Origin of the sequence: Brasilonema sennae CENA114 (assembly GCF_006968745.1) — a bacterium.
Classification (GTDB): domain Bacteria; phylum Cyanobacteriota; class Cyanobacteriia; order Cyanobacteriales; family Nostocaceae; genus Brasilonema; species Brasilonema sennae.
On sequence record NZ_CP030118.1, the window covers coordinates 1,537,486 to 1,552,435 of the forward strand.

16 protein-coding genes are annotated in these 14,950 nt (G+C 41.7%); 10 read left to right on the forward strand and 6 right to left on the reverse strand.

Translation table 11 applies throughout. From position 1 onward, the window contains the following. The first annotated feature begins 181 nt into the window (after positions 1-181). The 7 genes from DP114_RS06575 to grxD all read left to right on the forward strand — a co-directional run bounded on the left by DP114_RS06575 (position 182) and on the right by grxD (position 4,259). Positions 182-409 (forward strand): hypothetical protein, encoded by a 228-nt coding sequence (locus tag DP114_RS06575; RefSeq protein WP_169263477.1) that lies wholly within the window; start codon positions 182-184, stop codon positions 407-409. Positions 410-578: 169 nt separating this feature from the next. Then, positions 579-893 carry a glutaredoxin 3 gene (gene grxC, locus DP114_RS06580; RefSeq protein ID WP_171975738.1) on the forward strand — a complete coding sequence of 105 codons (315 nt, stop codon included), beginning with the start codon at positions 579-581 and terminating at the stop codon, positions 891-893. A 19-nt stretch (positions 894-912) separates the two neighbouring features. After that, a complete protein-coding gene (gene tadA, locus DP114_RS06585; RefSeq protein ID WP_171975739.1) occupies positions 913-1,398 on the forward strand; it encodes a tRNA adenosine(34) deaminase TadA in 486 nt (161 codons plus the stop codon). A 111-nt stretch (positions 1,399-1,509) separates the two neighbouring features. Continuing rightward, on the forward strand, positions 1,510-2,283 hold the full coding sequence (locus tag DP114_RS06590; RefSeq protein WP_169263480.1) for a lysophospholipid acyltransferase family protein: 774 nt from the start codon (positions 1,510-1,512) through the stop codon (positions 2,281-2,283). Between the two features lie 302 nt (positions 2,284-2,585). After that, on the forward strand, positions 2,586-3,251 hold the full coding sequence (locus tag DP114_RS06595) for a hypothetical protein (protein WP_169263520.1): 666 nt from the start codon (positions 2,586-2,588) through the stop codon (positions 3,249-3,251). A 363-nt stretch (positions 3,252-3,614) separates the two neighbouring features. Next, complete coding sequence (locus tag DP114_RS06600) at positions 3,615-3,866, forward strand: BolA family protein (RefSeq protein WP_169263481.1); 252 nt, start codon at positions 3,615-3,617, stop codon at positions 3,864-3,866. Positions 3,867-3,935: 69 nt separating this feature from the next. After that, positions 3,936-4,259, forward strand: a complete 324-nt coding sequence (gene grxD / locus DP114_RS06605) for a Grx4 family monothiol glutaredoxin (RefSeq protein ID WP_169263482.1) — start codon at positions 3,936-3,938, stop codon at positions 4,257-4,259. 236 nt (positions 4,260-4,495) lie between these two features. On the opposite strand, the gene DP114_RS06610 is transcribed toward grxD, so the two are convergent. Continuing rightward, the gene (locus DP114_RS06610; protein WP_169156803.1) at positions 4,496-4,738 is read right to left on the reverse strand and encodes a DUF6761 family protein; all 243 of its coding nucleotides are present in this window, start codon (positions 4,736-4,738) and stop codon (positions 4,496-4,498) included. Between the two features lie 562 nt (positions 4,739-5,300). On the opposite strand from DP114_RS06610, the gene DP114_RS06615 reads away from it, so the two are divergent. Further along, positions 5,301-6,068: a response regulator transcription factor gene (locus tag DP114_RS06615; RefSeq protein WP_169263483.1), complete on the forward strand. Its 768-nt coding sequence runs from the start codon at positions 5,301-5,303 to the stop codon at positions 6,066-6,068. 35 nt (positions 6,069-6,103) lie between these two features. Here the strand turns inward: DP114_RS06615 and DP114_RS06620 are convergent, their stop codons facing one another. From DP114_RS06620 to DP114_RS06635, 4 genes are all read right to left on the reverse strand, one after another. Next, a complete protein-coding gene (locus tag DP114_RS06620; protein WP_171978130.1) occupies positions 6,104-6,883 on the reverse strand; it encodes an ABC transporter ATP-binding protein in 780 nt (259 codons plus the stop codon). Positions 6,884-7,070: 187 nt separating this feature from the next. Next, positions 7,071-7,637: a hypothetical protein gene (locus tag DP114_RS06625; protein ID WP_169263484.1), complete on the reverse strand. Its 567-nt coding sequence runs from the start codon at positions 7,635-7,637 to the stop codon at positions 7,071-7,073. Positions 7,638-7,754: 117 nt separating this feature from the next. After that, positions 7,755-8,192: a DUF4079 domain-containing protein gene (locus DP114_RS06630; protein ID WP_171978131.1), complete on the reverse strand. Its 438-nt coding sequence runs from the start codon at positions 8,190-8,192 to the stop codon at positions 7,755-7,757. A gap of 159 nt (positions 8,193-8,351) precedes the next feature. Further along, positions 8,352-8,744, reverse strand: a complete 393-nt coding sequence (locus DP114_RS06635; RefSeq protein ID WP_169263485.1) for a DUF1830 domain-containing protein — start codon at positions 8,742-8,744, stop codon at positions 8,352-8,354. A gap of 847 nt (positions 8,745-9,591) precedes the next feature. On the opposite strand from DP114_RS06635, the gene DP114_RS06640 reads away from it, so the two are divergent. Further along, positions 9,592-11,163 carry a photosystem II high light acclimation radical SAM protein gene (locus DP114_RS06640; RefSeq protein ID WP_211178287.1) on the forward strand — a complete coding sequence of 524 codons (1,572 nt, stop codon included), beginning with the start codon at positions 9,592-9,594 and terminating at the stop codon, positions 11,161-11,163. A gap of 55 nt (positions 11,164-11,218) precedes the next feature. Here the strand turns inward: DP114_RS06640 and DP114_RS06645 are convergent, their stop codons facing one another. Beyond that, positions 11,219-13,114: a DUF3857 domain-containing protein gene (locus DP114_RS06645; protein ID WP_171975740.1), complete on the reverse strand. Its 1,896-nt coding sequence runs from the start codon at positions 13,112-13,114 to the stop codon at positions 11,219-11,221. A 363-nt stretch (positions 13,115-13,477) separates the two neighbouring features. Between DP114_RS06645 and DP114_RS06650 the strand changes: the two genes are divergently transcribed. Further along, complete coding sequence (locus DP114_RS06650; protein WP_171975741.1) at positions 13,478-14,875, forward strand: DICT sensory domain-containing protein; 1,398 nt, start codon at positions 13,478-13,480, stop codon at positions 14,873-14,875. Positions 14,876-14,950: the final 75 nt, after the last annotated feature.

Below are 14,950 nucleotides of genomic sequence, written 5' to 3' on the forward strand. Positions count from 1 at the left end.
CCTAGGAGTGAAAGTCTGGCAAGTGAACACCACTTTGCTGTTTGTAATAGTTTTACTTGACTTTTGGAATGAACTTTGTTCCTAATTGCATTCCAACGTATCTTTAGACTATTGCTGTCAAACAAAACACTAAAAAAAATTTCTGAAAGAAAACCATTTTAAAGAACGGAGAAAAATTTTTATGTCAATTGAAATATCAATCGCATTATTTTCTTATCTTTTGGGTGTTATTATTCAATGGGTTGGATTTAGACCAAAATTCAGAGAATTAGACGAATACGCAAATTTTCCCATAATTTGGACAGCAAAAAAAGTCACAATGATTGCTTGCTTTCTGGAAGCTTTGACCTGGCCTTATAGTTTGATTTTAGAGAATGAACTTATCCTAGAAAAAAACGAAACCAAGTAAAAAAACTCTGTAAGGTTAGGCAACACAAAAAGCTCCTGGTTTCCTACACCTCCACCCCCTACCTTTGTAAGACACCCCTATCCCCCTGCACCCAAGCGCTCTGTTGTGCCTACCATGAATTAGGCTAAATAATAGATGGTAATGATTCACAAAAAACTTTAAAAACATTATGCTGAACTCTCTTAACACTCTACTAGGTCGCCATCCTGAGCGCATAAAAGCCAATGTTGAAATCTACACCTGGCAAACTTGCCCATATTGCATTCGCGCTAAGATGCTGTTGTGGTGGAAAGGAGTAAAATTCACGGAATACAAAATCGATGGTAACGAAGCAGCCAGAGTAAAGATGGCAGAACGTGCCAATGGACGCCGCAGCGTACCACAAATTTTTATTAACAATCAGCACATCGGTGGTTGTGATGACCTTTATCAGCTAGACACGCAAGCTCAATTAGACCCCCTTCTTAGTCAGTCGGCTGTTTAGCTGGTTCCGCAATCAGAATATGTCTCTCGATTACTCACAATATCTTATACATCGGCAATGGATGAGTCGCGCCTTAGACTTAGCACAAATAGCGGGTGATGCAGATGAAGTTCCTGTAGGTGCTGTTGTTATTGATTCGTCTGGAAGTTTGATTGCAGAAGGAGAAAACAGAAAAGAACGTGACAATGATCCTACGGCTCACGCAGAAATTATTGCAATTAGAGCAGCAGCTCAAAACTTACGAACTTGGCGTCTTAACCAATGCACCCTTTACGTCACTCTAGAACCGTGTCCGATGTGTGCAGGTGCGATCGTACACGCACGTCTAAAACTTTTAGTCTATGGAGTGGATGACCCCAAAAGTGGTGCGATTCGTACCGTTGCCAATATCCCCGATAGCCCTGCTTCTAATCACCGCCTGCGTGTGTTTGGGGGTATTTTAGAATACTCCTGTCGTCAGCAGTTGCAAGCTTGGTTTGCTAGACGGCGACATATTTCTAACTAACGGACAGAGATAAAACTGTCCAGGGGGTGCTACACAAGTAACGGAAGAAAATCTACGGTGTAACTAGCAAAGTCTTGAATGTATTCAACCTAACAGCCAGTAGCCACTGTCATGATTTCCTTAAACTCTTGCTCTGATACTCCGTGTGATCATCCTGCTACTACGCCAGAAAGTGCTAAGGTGGCTCAAATAACAACTTCTCAGATTTCTCCTTGGTTAAGTCCCTTAATGTATTTCTTGGGAGGTCATGTTGTTCTTCCATTTTTCTTTGGAGAAATTAAAGTCACTGGACAAGAAAATCTTCCTCAAACTGGTCCTGTTATTCTAGCTCCCACACATCGAACACGTTGGGATTCGCTGCTATTATCGTATGCAGCTGGTCGTTGTGTAACTGGACGAGATTTGCGATTCATGGTCACGATTACTGAATGCCAAGGGTTACAAGGCTGGTTTGTTCGACGTTTAGGGGGGTTCTCTGTAGATCTTCAACGTCCCTCAATCACAACTCTCCGTCATAGTATTGAACTTCTTAAGTCGGGCGAAATGTTAGTGATTTTCCCAGAGGGGGGCATTTTTCGCGATACGAATCTTCACCCATTAAAGCCAGGAATTGCTCGTCTGGCTTTGAGTGCTGAATCTAGTCATCCTGGGTTAGGCATAAAAATTATACCCATCAACATTAATTACAGCGAACCTTACCCTACATGGGGTACGAATGTAAGTCTTCAGATTGGAAACGCAATAGATGTAGCAAATTACACTAAAAGCTCCTTAAAACAAGATGCCAAGCGTCTTACTGGTGATTTAACTATGGCTCTCCAAAAATTTAGCCATCAGGAATCATACATCACTCCTCGTGCATTTGCAGAAATTGCGAATAGTTAACGCTCATGTACACTTCGTGACAAAATCTGCTGAGCTTAGGGGTAATTGAGTCAATTTCTAAATCTTCTTTTAGTCCCATCAAGCAATTACCATTCCTCCTTGAAAAATCAGAGGAATTTTTGCGTTCGTTCATAGGAGCAATTTAGGTACTATCCAGAAAGCTTTGGGAACCTGATTTCATTGATGTTCAGTCTAAATCAGGGAAACTGAATATGAGACTTTGTTTTGCCAAAGTTCAAAACAGAGTTAAGATACCCCAAGTTTCCATAACTGTTTTTTTAGTTACCTCTTTAAATGACCTCATGAACTCGTCTGCAACCATTCTTATATTTCGCTTCACTTCCTTAGCAGTGATAGCAACGCTGGGTCTGTTATCACCTGTTCATGCTCAAGTACAGTTACCCACTGGATCTAACCAACAACAACCCATTGATCCGAACGATCCAAATAACCTTCGTCCCACAGCGCAAAATAACAGCCTTTTGAGCCTTGACGGAGGGAAGCGTCTCATGGCAGAGGCAAGTAATGCAGTTTCTTCTCAAAACTACGACACCGCAGCAAAGAAACTTCAAGAAGCACGATCTGTGTTTAATCAACTGTCTAATTTCTATCAAGAATTAAATTCTAGTTTTTCTGGAATTGACAATAGAGTTGCTGATGCTCAACGAAAAAAGGCGCTAGAAACAGCCCAAATGCGAGATGAAGCAACCTACCAGCTAGCATTGGTACATAGAGCGCAAAATAAGCCAGAATTAGCTGTACCGTTACTTGTTCAAATAGTTAAGAGTCAAAACCCCACACGTGATTTAGGTAAGAAAGCATATCAGCAGTTATTGGAATTGGGCTTTGTGGATGCTCCGTTTTCTACAGGGGCTGGTAGCGCTTCCTCCTCGCCCTCTGATGCTTCCTCTTCTTCCCCTCAAAAAAATCCTCCAAAGAACCCTCCAAAGAACCCTCAAAAGAAATAATCGAATTACCTTTGTCCTTTGCTCACTACTGCCCCTAATCCCCACTTGTCATTCATCGAAATGATAAGATGAGATTATTGGCGGTGGTGAGAAGTTTTGATGTTTGATACCGAGTTGGGTTTTGAGGATGTTATTCTTTGGTCAAGCCTTATAATCTCGCCGCCTGCCAAGCGCTAACGTGCACGTTCAGCGCCACTCGTAGTACCTCCTCATAAGGCACGCTTAACTGTATTTCGTTCGCTTTTCACGACAAGTTACCTCTTTGACTGCAACTTACTATAAGTCTCTATTAAGATAGATTTTAAATTGCCCAAATGCGGGAGTTACAATCCCTATTAAGCTTTGAAATGATTAGGAATTGCGATGATGAGTCCGCAGCAAGTAGAAGAAATGATCAAGATACAACTGCCAGACGCCCAAGTTCAAGTCCAGGACTTGACTGGAGGCGGTGATCACTATCAAGTGACAGTCGTTTCATCGCAGTTTGCAAATAAAGGACTAGTACAACAGCACCAATTAGTCTATGGTGCGCTTAAGCAAGCTATGTCAAGTGAAGCGATCCATGCCTTAGCACTAAAAACATATACTCCCGATGCTTGGGAAAATAATCATTAGTACTAATGATCCAAGGCGAAAGACAACACCAAGAAGTAGACTAAAAGCAAATCAGGAAACAAAAAGACCATGACGCCAGAACTTAAAGAGCGAATTGATCATTTAGTAAAACAAAACAAGATCTTGGTTTTCATGAAAGGAACCAAGTTAATGCCCCAATGTGGTTTTTCTAACAACGTGGTACAAATCCTAAATACGTTGGGAGTTCCTTTCGAGACGGTGGATGTTTTGGCTGACTACGAAATCCGTCAAGGAATTAAAGAGTATTCTAACTGGCCAACAATTCCCCAAGTCTATATCAACGGTGAATTCGTTGGTGGTTCGGACGTCCTTATTGAACAGTACCAAAAAGGCGAATTGCAGCAAATAGTGGAAGTAGCACTTGCTTCCTGAAATGAAGCATATTGCAGTTAGTTCTTAATAAAGACAGTCCTAGGTGCTGAGTATTGAGTAATGAGTGATCTGACTCATCAGTTCACTCATTATTCACAACTAATTACTTAGAACTGCTTCGTTCTCAATTGTAAAGAAGTATTTCCAAAAGTTCTCATCACGGCCACGCAGATAATTAAGTATGTTATAATTATCTGCGTTAAGGTACTGGTACTATTGCTAACAAAAGCAATATATTAATAGTAATCCAGTTGTGGTTGCGTCATTGTGAAGTTTGAAACATCGTGCAAGTAGCGATTAGCCTCCTCTTCTAAGCGATGAATCAGATACGGTTCAATAGCGTTACCGTGTTGCAGTGCGGCTATATAGCCATCCAAATACATCCGCATATCATCCATGCGATAACCGCGATTCCATAACTCGACGAAGGCGTCAGTGAGTCTTTGGTAATAGCGGATGGTTTGTGTGTCTTGGAGCATAACTGCTGTTGGAAAACTATCTGGAATAGAGGATTGTAATTTATTCGAGTACCTAAGGAAAGTCTCACTTTCAGTTTGGCATTAACTAAAAGACGATATCTCCCCCTAATGGAAAAATCTCGAGCGGCTACAGACTATCTCGATCCTATTCCATAAAACTGGAAATATGATTATCAGCTAAGCTATTGGTTATAATTGCCTCAACCAATAACTTCACTGATGTGGGGAATGTGAGTACCAATCTGTAGAGCCACATCGAATGTGTTTCCACCGCAAAGCAAAAAACTTTTTTTGCAGAGGTTAGCTCATTTTAGTGAGACTTCCTCGGTAAATGGCACCCATATCGAGAGCAGAGTTTGTAATCAAAAGCGTTTTCACTCAGTCTAACAAAAATTTAAGATTATTACTAACTTGGCTTTGGACAACGCGTTAATTAAACGCTTTTCCTGTATTGATATTAGTAAATATGAATCTAATAACAGTTGAGGTAACAAGGATTACAAAACCTAAGACATAGGCTTTGTTACCTTGAAATTTATGCACGCTAAGGGGTCTTGCCACCGTGGGTTCGGTTTGTATTGAAATCATTGAGGGAAATCCCCATCTGAGGTCATTGCTTGGTTGGCACCTGCAACAACTGGACTATCGGGTGCATCAAGCTGCAAGTATTTACCAAGCTAGAGAAGTGTTTTTAAGCCATCAACCGACATTGGTTATTCTGGATGCCGACTTACCTGATGGTGATGGTATTGAATTCTCCCGTTGGTTACATCGTCAACAACAGCCTCTGATTCTAATGCTATCTGCCCGTAATAATGAGGCTGATATTGTGGCTGGTTTAAAAGCGGGATCAGATGACTACCTCTGCAAACCTTTTGGGATGCAGGAATTTCTTGCACGGGTTGAGGCACTTATTCGCCGTAAGCGCACACCTGTTGCACCAGCTTACTTAGACTATGGTACTTTGCAAATTGATTTGGTACAACGTCGCGTTCGTATCCTCGGGGAGTTTATCGACTTGACACCTCAGGAATTCAGTTTACTTTACGTTTTGGCGCAAGCAGGAGGAGTTCCTTTAAGTCGATCAGAACTGTTACGCCGCGCTTGGCCTGATGCTATAGATAATCCACGCACCATTGATACTCATGTTTTATCATTACGGAAAAAAGTAGAACTAGATCCCCGCCAACCTAGTTTCATTCAAACTATCCGTAATGTAGGATACAGATTTAACACGGAAGTTTTAAATGCTAATATTCCAAACTCGTCAACAAAGTTACCTAAAGAAAGATTCAGTAATCAACGTTCTATGCTTAGTACTCAGCGCTGAAACACAGGAACAAAAGGAGTAAATAATTCGCTAATTCAAAATTCAAATTCGTTTTGGGCTTTTGCTTGGGTTAACTTTTCTCTTAAGTTAACCCAACTTATTTCAGACGCTTCTTGATTGACAAGTAAGCGACCTTGTTGTAAGCATAAAAGCCGTGTACAAAACTTCTCAGCTAGCTCTAGCTGGTGATTGACCATAACAACTGTTGTTTGATAATTTTGAGCCAACTGGCTTAAAATTTCCATCAGATGCTCAGCCTGCTTTATATCTAAGGCAGAGGTTGGTTCATCTAACAATAAAATTTTTGGTTGAATGACTAAAGCACGGGCGATTGCCACAAGCTGTCTTTGACCCAAAGAAAGCTGCACCTCAGTCCGCGTTAACCATTCATCCGGAATTTGCAACTGTTCTATCCAGTGACTGACGCGTTGCTGAATTGTTTGTTTGGGTAAACCACGCAAAACCAGAGGATAAGCCAAAGCTTCTTTTACTGTCATTCCTAATAGCTTCGGTTCTTGGGATACGAGTGTTATTATGGAGCGTAGCTGCAACACAGGAATTTGCGAATACTCCTGATTTTCCAGATAAATTTTACCGCTTGTGGGTTCACTTAAACGGTTCAGCAAGCGTAATAAATAAGTTTTTCCTGCACCAGATGGTCCAACAATAGCAACGCGTTCCCCCTCAAATATCTCAAAGGAAATATCCTGTAATATTGGATATCCCAATTGGTTATCATGACTCTGGGTTTTCAGGCTGGCAAAAAGACTGACTTGTTCTAGTCGCAGTTGTGTTTTGAGGCTAAGTTTCCCCATCTGCGTGTCTTGTTGAATTTCCAAATTTAACCTTTGTTGTGGTAATTGTCCTTTTAGTCTCACTCCAATTTAGCAAGCCGCAGATAACGGATGTAGCAAATAGTTAGTCTTTGGGTTGTGCCCTTGATAACTTATTCGTTACATCCGCCGTACTGTAAATTCTCGATTGCCTACTTTAGGTGAAACTCTAATTTATGTTGCCTTGTGCTAACGCTGTGGTGATTGTCCAACCATCAACCAATAGCAGCAATAGCGTCATAAAAAGTAAAATTAAATACATCCACGGTTGTGCTAAGGGATAGACATCTGTCGTATCTACCTGTGTCTTCTGTTGCACAAATTTCACCAAACGGGCAAACCCAACCACACGCATTGGTAGCAAGTAAGCTTTTCCTTCGTGAGTCAAAAAGTAGTAAACGATTCCTCCTTGACCAGTTGTGCGGGGTTTTAACTCTTTTACTTGAGACCAAGGTAAAGACCAGCCTTTGCGGAAAAAACGTGGCACCCACTGAGGATAAGTTAGCTGAATTCCCTGGTCATCTACAATTACACGTTCACTCAACGCTGCATACAGACCAATAAAACCGATGATAATACCCACCCATAACAAAACTGGTGGTACGGGTGCTGCTGTTACCTGTGAGAGGAAAGGTAAGGGTGTGGTAAGTGCCACATATAGACCCAAAAGTGTGATCCTAATTAAAGGAGATAGTCGAAAAATAGAAGATGAAGTATCGGCTGAGTTTGCTGTCACGGCTCCATCATGATTATTGTGCTTTAAATTAATATTAGCTGGAAATAAGGTCAGAGTTTTTCTTCCAGATATTCGTTGGCAAATTAATCGTGAAGCGATCGCGTCATTTGCAATTAATTATGGTAAGTACTTTTGTACGACACTCCAGCCTGTTAACGATACCCAAGCAAAGCCAAAAAACAAGACAATATTAGCACTTATGTGGATACGTCTAGCCCAAAGTCGTCTAGCATTGATCAGCAATGCACTTCCAGCAGACAGCAAAACCAGCACCACTGCTGTCAAACCAGCAATCAGATGTGGCGAGTGTCCCAAAGAACCAAAGTGACCTAAAGTGCCAATAATGCCAATCAGTAGCAGAAGCAGCACTAAACTTACCATGCAACTGCCAATCATATAGTGAAAAGAATGCAGCCAGCTAGGTTCTTCTTGCTGTAGTCTTCTGGCACGAAACATCCAAACACCGGTTATCGCTAACAGTAAATAAGCTAGTAGCGATAAACCCATCGACCATGCTGCTATTCTCCACAGCCAAAGAAAAGAAGGTAGGCTCATAGTAAACATTGTAGATGGCACAGTCGAGTGATGGAGGCGATGAGGACATTCCATCCCCGCCGCACTCAGGGATGGGGAATTCCGTCGAACTACGTTAAACACAAAACAAAAGAGGGTTGCTGAACTCAGCAACCCTCAAACTAAGCAAAATTTGTTTTCTTAATCAACGGATACTAAACCAGCGACTTGTAAGGATTTTATTAAATCTCCGGTTATTGTATTAATGTGCACAATTGGTTTTTTATTGATAGGGTCCATAACTGATCCTGAATCTGTGTCAAACAAAAAACTGTTAGGTTCACTGATTGCAAGGCGATCGCACGGAATTTTATCCGATAAAATTGCACTTGCCATCATGCCGGTGTGAATTTCAAGTTGAGCTTGTTTTGGTGCTTCAAAAACTAACCTTTGTCCAGGAAAAACAACCCGTTCAAAGTACCAGTTAGGAATATTGGAGATGCGAGCCACCTGTATTTTACTTGTGGCATTTACGTAACAACAAAACAGTTTTCCCGATTGCTCAGGAGGTAGAGGATCTAATATTTGAGCCATAACTGCTGAGGAATTTTACGCCACTATTTTATATTACACCAGCAAACCTAGCACTGGCTGATCCCCAGTTGCTGTAACCCCGACTACCAACTGAAGTTTTCTAGATTATTTCTATCTTAAGATGTGCGAGTTTATGAAAAATTTGTAAAAATCTATGCCTTTTACGCAATTGTACATTATGCTCCCACAAATATAATGTTTCCTGGTTCACTAAAAAATCACAATTTTTGTGATTGACGTGTTTTCGCTAATTTTCTAAACCACAAATAAGGTATATGGATCATCACTTACCAAAGATAACTGGTGTTGTTGTAAAGCTATATGATGTATGAAAAAAAATTATAGAATCTCACCTCAGATACTAGAAATATGACAGCAAAATGTGCTCACCTAATTTTCACTGCTTTCAAGAAATACAGGGGTGTAGGGGTGTAGGGGTGTAGGGGAGGACAGTGCCGGGGTGAGGCAGTCTGGTCTTGGGGGTTTCCCGCATGAGGAACTGCCGAAAGGGTCTCCCGACTTGAGGCACCTGTCCGTTGAGCCAGTACTTGATGAGGCTCTCCCGACCTAGGTATTTGGCGTGAAAAAAGTGTTTTTTGCATTCATCGCGGGTGGTGTGAATTTTAGATTCAATATGAATCCAAAAATAGAGGCGTTAAGCGTAGCTCTGCCGTAGGCAATCGCCACCCGTGGCGCTGCTTTCAAGAAACACAATAGAATAATCAATAATCTGGGTGAATGTCAAGTAATATTAAGATATAGGACAAAAACAAAATAAACACTTCTTTAAAAGATATTGTTCTCGCCTTCCGTTGAAAACAGCAAGATAGAAGTTAGAAAATTTGTGATGGACAATCGAATTCTGTATGTTCGCCTTCCTTGTAACCCCATCTTTCCTATTGGGGTAGTTTATCTTGCAGATCACGTTCACAAGCTGTTTCCCACAATTGAACAGCGGATTTTTGATTTGGGGACAGTACCGCCTTTAGATTATGCCAGTGCTCTGGATCAGTGTATCGATGAATTCAAACCCACACTACTAGTGTATTCGTGGCGAGATATCCAAATTTATGCTCCTGTGGGTGGACGTGGTGGTAACCCATTACAATATTCCTTTGAAATTTTCTATGCCAAAAACCCCCTAGTGAAATTACACGGTGCTTTTGGCGGCTTACGGATGCTGACAAGTTACTATGGGGAATTGTGGCGTAACCTCGGATTAATCAAACGTGGTTTGAAACGTGCCCAAAAATATCATCCAGATATCCGCGTCGTTGTGGGTGGTGGTGCTGTGAGTGTATTTTACGAACAGCTTGGTAAAAGTCTACCAAAGGGGACAATTGTTTCTGTGGGTGAGGGCGAAACCCTGCTAGAAAAACTTTTAACTCGAACAGATATTACTTCAGAGCGTTGCTATACAGTGGGAGAATCTCAACCACGTACACGCCTAATCCACGAACAACCCACTCCAGTACAAAAAACTGCTTGTAACTACGACTATATCGAAAGCATTTGGTCCGAGTTTAGTTATTACCTACAGGAAGGAGATTTCTACATCGGTGTGCAAACCAAACGTGGTTGTCCCCATAACTGCTGCTATTGCGTTTACACGGTTGTAGAAGGTAAACAGGTACGTATCAATCCTGCGGATGAAGTTGTTGCCGAAATGCGACAACTTTACAATCGGGGCATACGTAACTTCTGGTTTACCGATGCCCAATTCATCCCCGCCCGAAAATTTATCGAAGATGCAGAGGAACTGCTACAGAAAATCGTCGATTCCGGAATGACAGATATTCACTGGGCAGCATACATCCGCGCTGACAACCTCGCACCAAAGACGTGTGAGTTGATGGTGAAAACAGGGATGAACTACTTTGAAATTGGTATTACCAGTGGTTCTCAAGAACTTGTTCGTAAGATGCGCATGGGCTATAACCTGCGAACAGTTTTACAAAACTGTCGCGACTTAAAAGCTGCTGGATTTAACGACTTAGTCTCTGTCAACTACTCCTTTAACGTTATTGACGAACGCCCCGAAACTATTCGCCAAACGATCGCCTACCACCGCGAATTAGAAAAAATTTTTGGTGCTGACAAAGTTGAACCTGCGATCTTCTTCATTGGGCTACAACCTCATACCCATTTAGAAGAGTATGCCTTTAAAGAAGGAATCGTTAAACAGGGGTACAATCCAATGAGCCATATGCCCTGGAACGCTAGAAAACTTCTCTGGAATCCCGAACCTCTCGGTTCCTTCTTTGGTGAAGTCTGCTTAGAAGCATGGCGACGGAACCCCAACGACTTCGGACGCGAAGTTATGAAAATTTTAGAGGAAAGAGTCGGCTGTGCTGATTTAGAGGAAGCACTTTGTGCCCCCCTTGAGGTGAAAGAGAAAAAATTGCTTGCAGTATCATAACTTTTGTCCCCCGTTAACTCTTCCTATTTCCAGCTTGCGGGGGAACATAGTGTTTTTAAAATTTTTCTAAAACCATCACACTGCGTGCATCATTAATTATCTTGTAAATCAAATCTTGGAACGCTGGATATTCTTGAGCACTATAAACATCCTTTTGGAACGTTAAATTGCGCTGAACTCGAATGTATCCGTTGCCTACTTCATAACGGCATTTGTATTCTCCAGCAGCGTTTGAGAAGCTTCTATTTTCAGGTAAATGACTGATTTTATATCCAGTAGGTAGTATAATTTTGTACTCCCAACTTCCATTCCCTGCTCCCACAACCAGGGGATACGAACGCTTATTAAATGTGATAAATCCGCGCAGCGATTGTGGATTTATCGTGCTAACCCCAAAAGGCGTACTAAAATAAATTTGTTTGTCTATACTTACAGCATAAGGGCTTAGCCATTTGCCCTTGACTGTCACAGGTTGCTCCAGATTATTCAGGTCACTAGTTTCTAGCGTACCACTACCCCCTTCAGGAGTTGCAGCGAGGAGTTGATTGACAATTTGCTCTGGTTTATCGGAAGCAAAGTAGCGCCGAGATGGAGTGTTGAAACTTCCGAAGTATTGCACTTCACTTTGCCCGTTGATGCTTCCATCGTTAGCAATTGTGATTGTACTAGTCATGGAATAGCGATTTTGATTAGCAATGGATTTTGGCGTGTATGCAGTGAGACCTTTTTGTGTTGCCATCACTACAAATTTATTGCGTAAAGAAACATCCAGTTGTCCAAAAGATGCATAATTATCAGTCGGATTTGCAAAAATCTTGTAATCAGGTAGATAAATAATTGCATGATTAAACTGAGAACTTGTTGGTAATGGAACTGTTTGATATATCGAACCCCAGTTAACTAACACAGGCACAGAATTAATACCTTTCGCTTTTAGCAAGGTTTGCATTAAAAGCACATAATCTTTACAATCTCCATAACCATTTCGCAAAATTGCTGTGGAAGTATGGGGTATGTAGCCTGCAGATTCTGTCAGGTAAACGGCGACATATTTAATATTTTGAGCAACCCAGTTATAGATTAACCGTGTCGCTTCAATGCCTTGTTTGTCTCCCGTAATTTTGTCTGCCAGCCTTTTAATCTCTGGTGTCACCACAGCCTTGTCGTGCCAATCCCGCCAAACGATTTTACCCAGTTCCTCCCAACTATCAAGATTGGAAAACACAAAGACAGAATCAACATCTGTAGGATCAACCATGTCATTTTCAGACTGACGGGCTGGCTGGTTGGCAATCACAGCCGTAATTATCCTGCGATCGCCTTGAATTTTATCACTCACCACATAAGCACCCCGCTTTTTCCAGCGCAGTTTGAGTGAAGTTGGTATGGAGATTTGCACGGTTTCCTTAACCGATGACTCTCGAAATGATGGAGTCTCTATATCACTGAAGTCAATTGATGGCTTTTTCTGAGTCAGTTTCCATTTAACGAAGGTTTGGCTACCTACCATCAGTTTTGGAAACACCACAGTTGTTGTCATACTGTTGGAAAATCCGGGTGCATCCTGTGATTCCTGGCTTGGGCGGGTGAAAATATTTTCTTCAGTGACTTTGACTTTTTCCCCATTCGGTTGAATCACATAAGCCTCAACTAATTCCAATGATTGAGTGTCAGGAGAATAACTCTGGTTTGCCCGCTGCCAATCTTCAATTCCCTGTCGAGTTAGCAAAGTCATCCGTTGGGCAATCACTTCTGTATAGGTGTAGTCGAGATTGACTTGGTAGTGATTTTCATAGTTGTCCATTCTGGCATTTTCAACCACTGGTTTAGCCGGTGGAGTGGTTGGCTGTTTTTCCGTGGTAGTGCCTGCTGTTTTAACTGGAGTTTGAACCTTCCTGTTAAGAGTTTGGAAACTTAAAAGCTGTCTAACCTCAGTGCCATAGGCTTTCATAGGCACTATGCTTAAGAAAATTCTGCTAATTAAAGTAATATTTAGTACTAGTATTGTTGTGACAAATTTCATCAGGAATTTTCGTATTTTTTATGGTGATAAACTTGTCAATAGTAATACAGTATCTTCAGTTGTCTGAAATCCTGTTCTTTGTAAGGGCACAGCGCATACCAATCCCTATGCCTACGGCTTGCGGCACACTGATCACAAAATCACCATTGTAGCCCTCAGTGCATTGGCGTAGCGTAGCCTTTAAACAGTAAACTAAAAAATAATTGGCGCAAACTTCAGATCAAATTCAAAACTCAAAACTTTCTCCTTTGTCGTTGCTTAGCGTCTTTGCGTTTCATTTGATTAAATACCATGTTAGAAGGCTCAATTTTACAAAAGCTAGAAGCAGCTCATCGCCATAGTAAAAGACCAATTCAATACGGCGTTTACTACAAAAACACCTTGGTTTCCTTGTGTCATGCTCTGGAAGACCACATTTTAACTGACGACAGTACACCTTTAGTCATCACAGCCTTCCAACAAGGAAAATGGTATTTGCAAGAAGCCGAAAGATATGCAGATATTGCTAAAAAATCCGGTCAAATCGCGATCATGGCTTCCCTGGATACAGGCTTTGCTGAACATCCCACAAGCCAGTTGCCCAATGTGAACCTGGTAGGATTAGATTCAACTGATCCAGTGGCGGAGGAATGGCACTTGATTATTCTCGCACCAGGATACACAGCAATGGTAATTTGTCAAGAACTTTCAGTTGCTGATTATGGTTCTAGCGGAGTACCTGCATCAGATGTAGAGCGGAAATTCTACGGCTTGTGGACATTTGAGCCAGAGTTAGTCAAAGAAACAGCAGAATTGGCAATTTCCCATATCGGAGAATATAACCCAGAACTGGCACAAAAACTCAAGGCACATAAACAGGCAATTCAGTCGCGTCTTGCAACACCAGAAGACTTGAGTGCAGTGGTTTCTCGGGTAGTAGAGTACCTCCAAACAGGGCAAGTGAACATTTCCGTGCCTACAGCAACTCGCCATCAAGCCTTGGACGGTAACCTGGTTTCCAACGAAATCCAAGCATTTTTACGGATGGCGCAAATTATTGATGCTACTGATACTACCAATCCAATGGCAGCCGCACAAGTGGTAGCGCTAGCAGAAACAATGGGGCAACTTTTGGATATTCCTGCATGGCAGATGAAACGTTTGCGTCTTGCAGCTTTGCTGCACCGTATAGATCCATTGCAAAGAGTAGAAAGCGTTCTTTCTGGTGGAACTTCTACACGCTACCAAGAAGATGCACCCACTTGTGCCTTGAGTTGTCCTTTGGTACCAGGAGCGCAAGTTCTGCGAACTATGCCACAATTGCGAGCGATCGCCCAAATTATTACACATCAAACTGAGTACTGGGATGGTACAGGTGAACCAGCCCGGTTAGTTGGAGATGAAATTCCTTTGGAGTCGAGAATTCTCGCATTAGTCGCGGATTTCCAATGGCGGCTGAATCACAAAGAAATGTCTCAGTTAAGTCGCGAGGAGATATTTGCTCAAGCTTTAGAAGAGTGCAGGCAACTGCAATCCTATCGCTTTGATCCTAAACTTGTAGATACATTGGCTTTATTAGTCATGGGTTTACAACAGGGACTGGATGTACCTGTGATGACACCTAAAGCTAGCACTAGTATGTGGCTACTCAATAGCAGGTTAGATAGCGAAAGCAAAACTAGTGAGCAGATTCGCACTTACGACAAATAATCATTTGATACAAAAGCTCACAGACGCTGAGAAACTCTTTGTACCTTTGTGTCTGTGTGCAAAATGTAATTATCT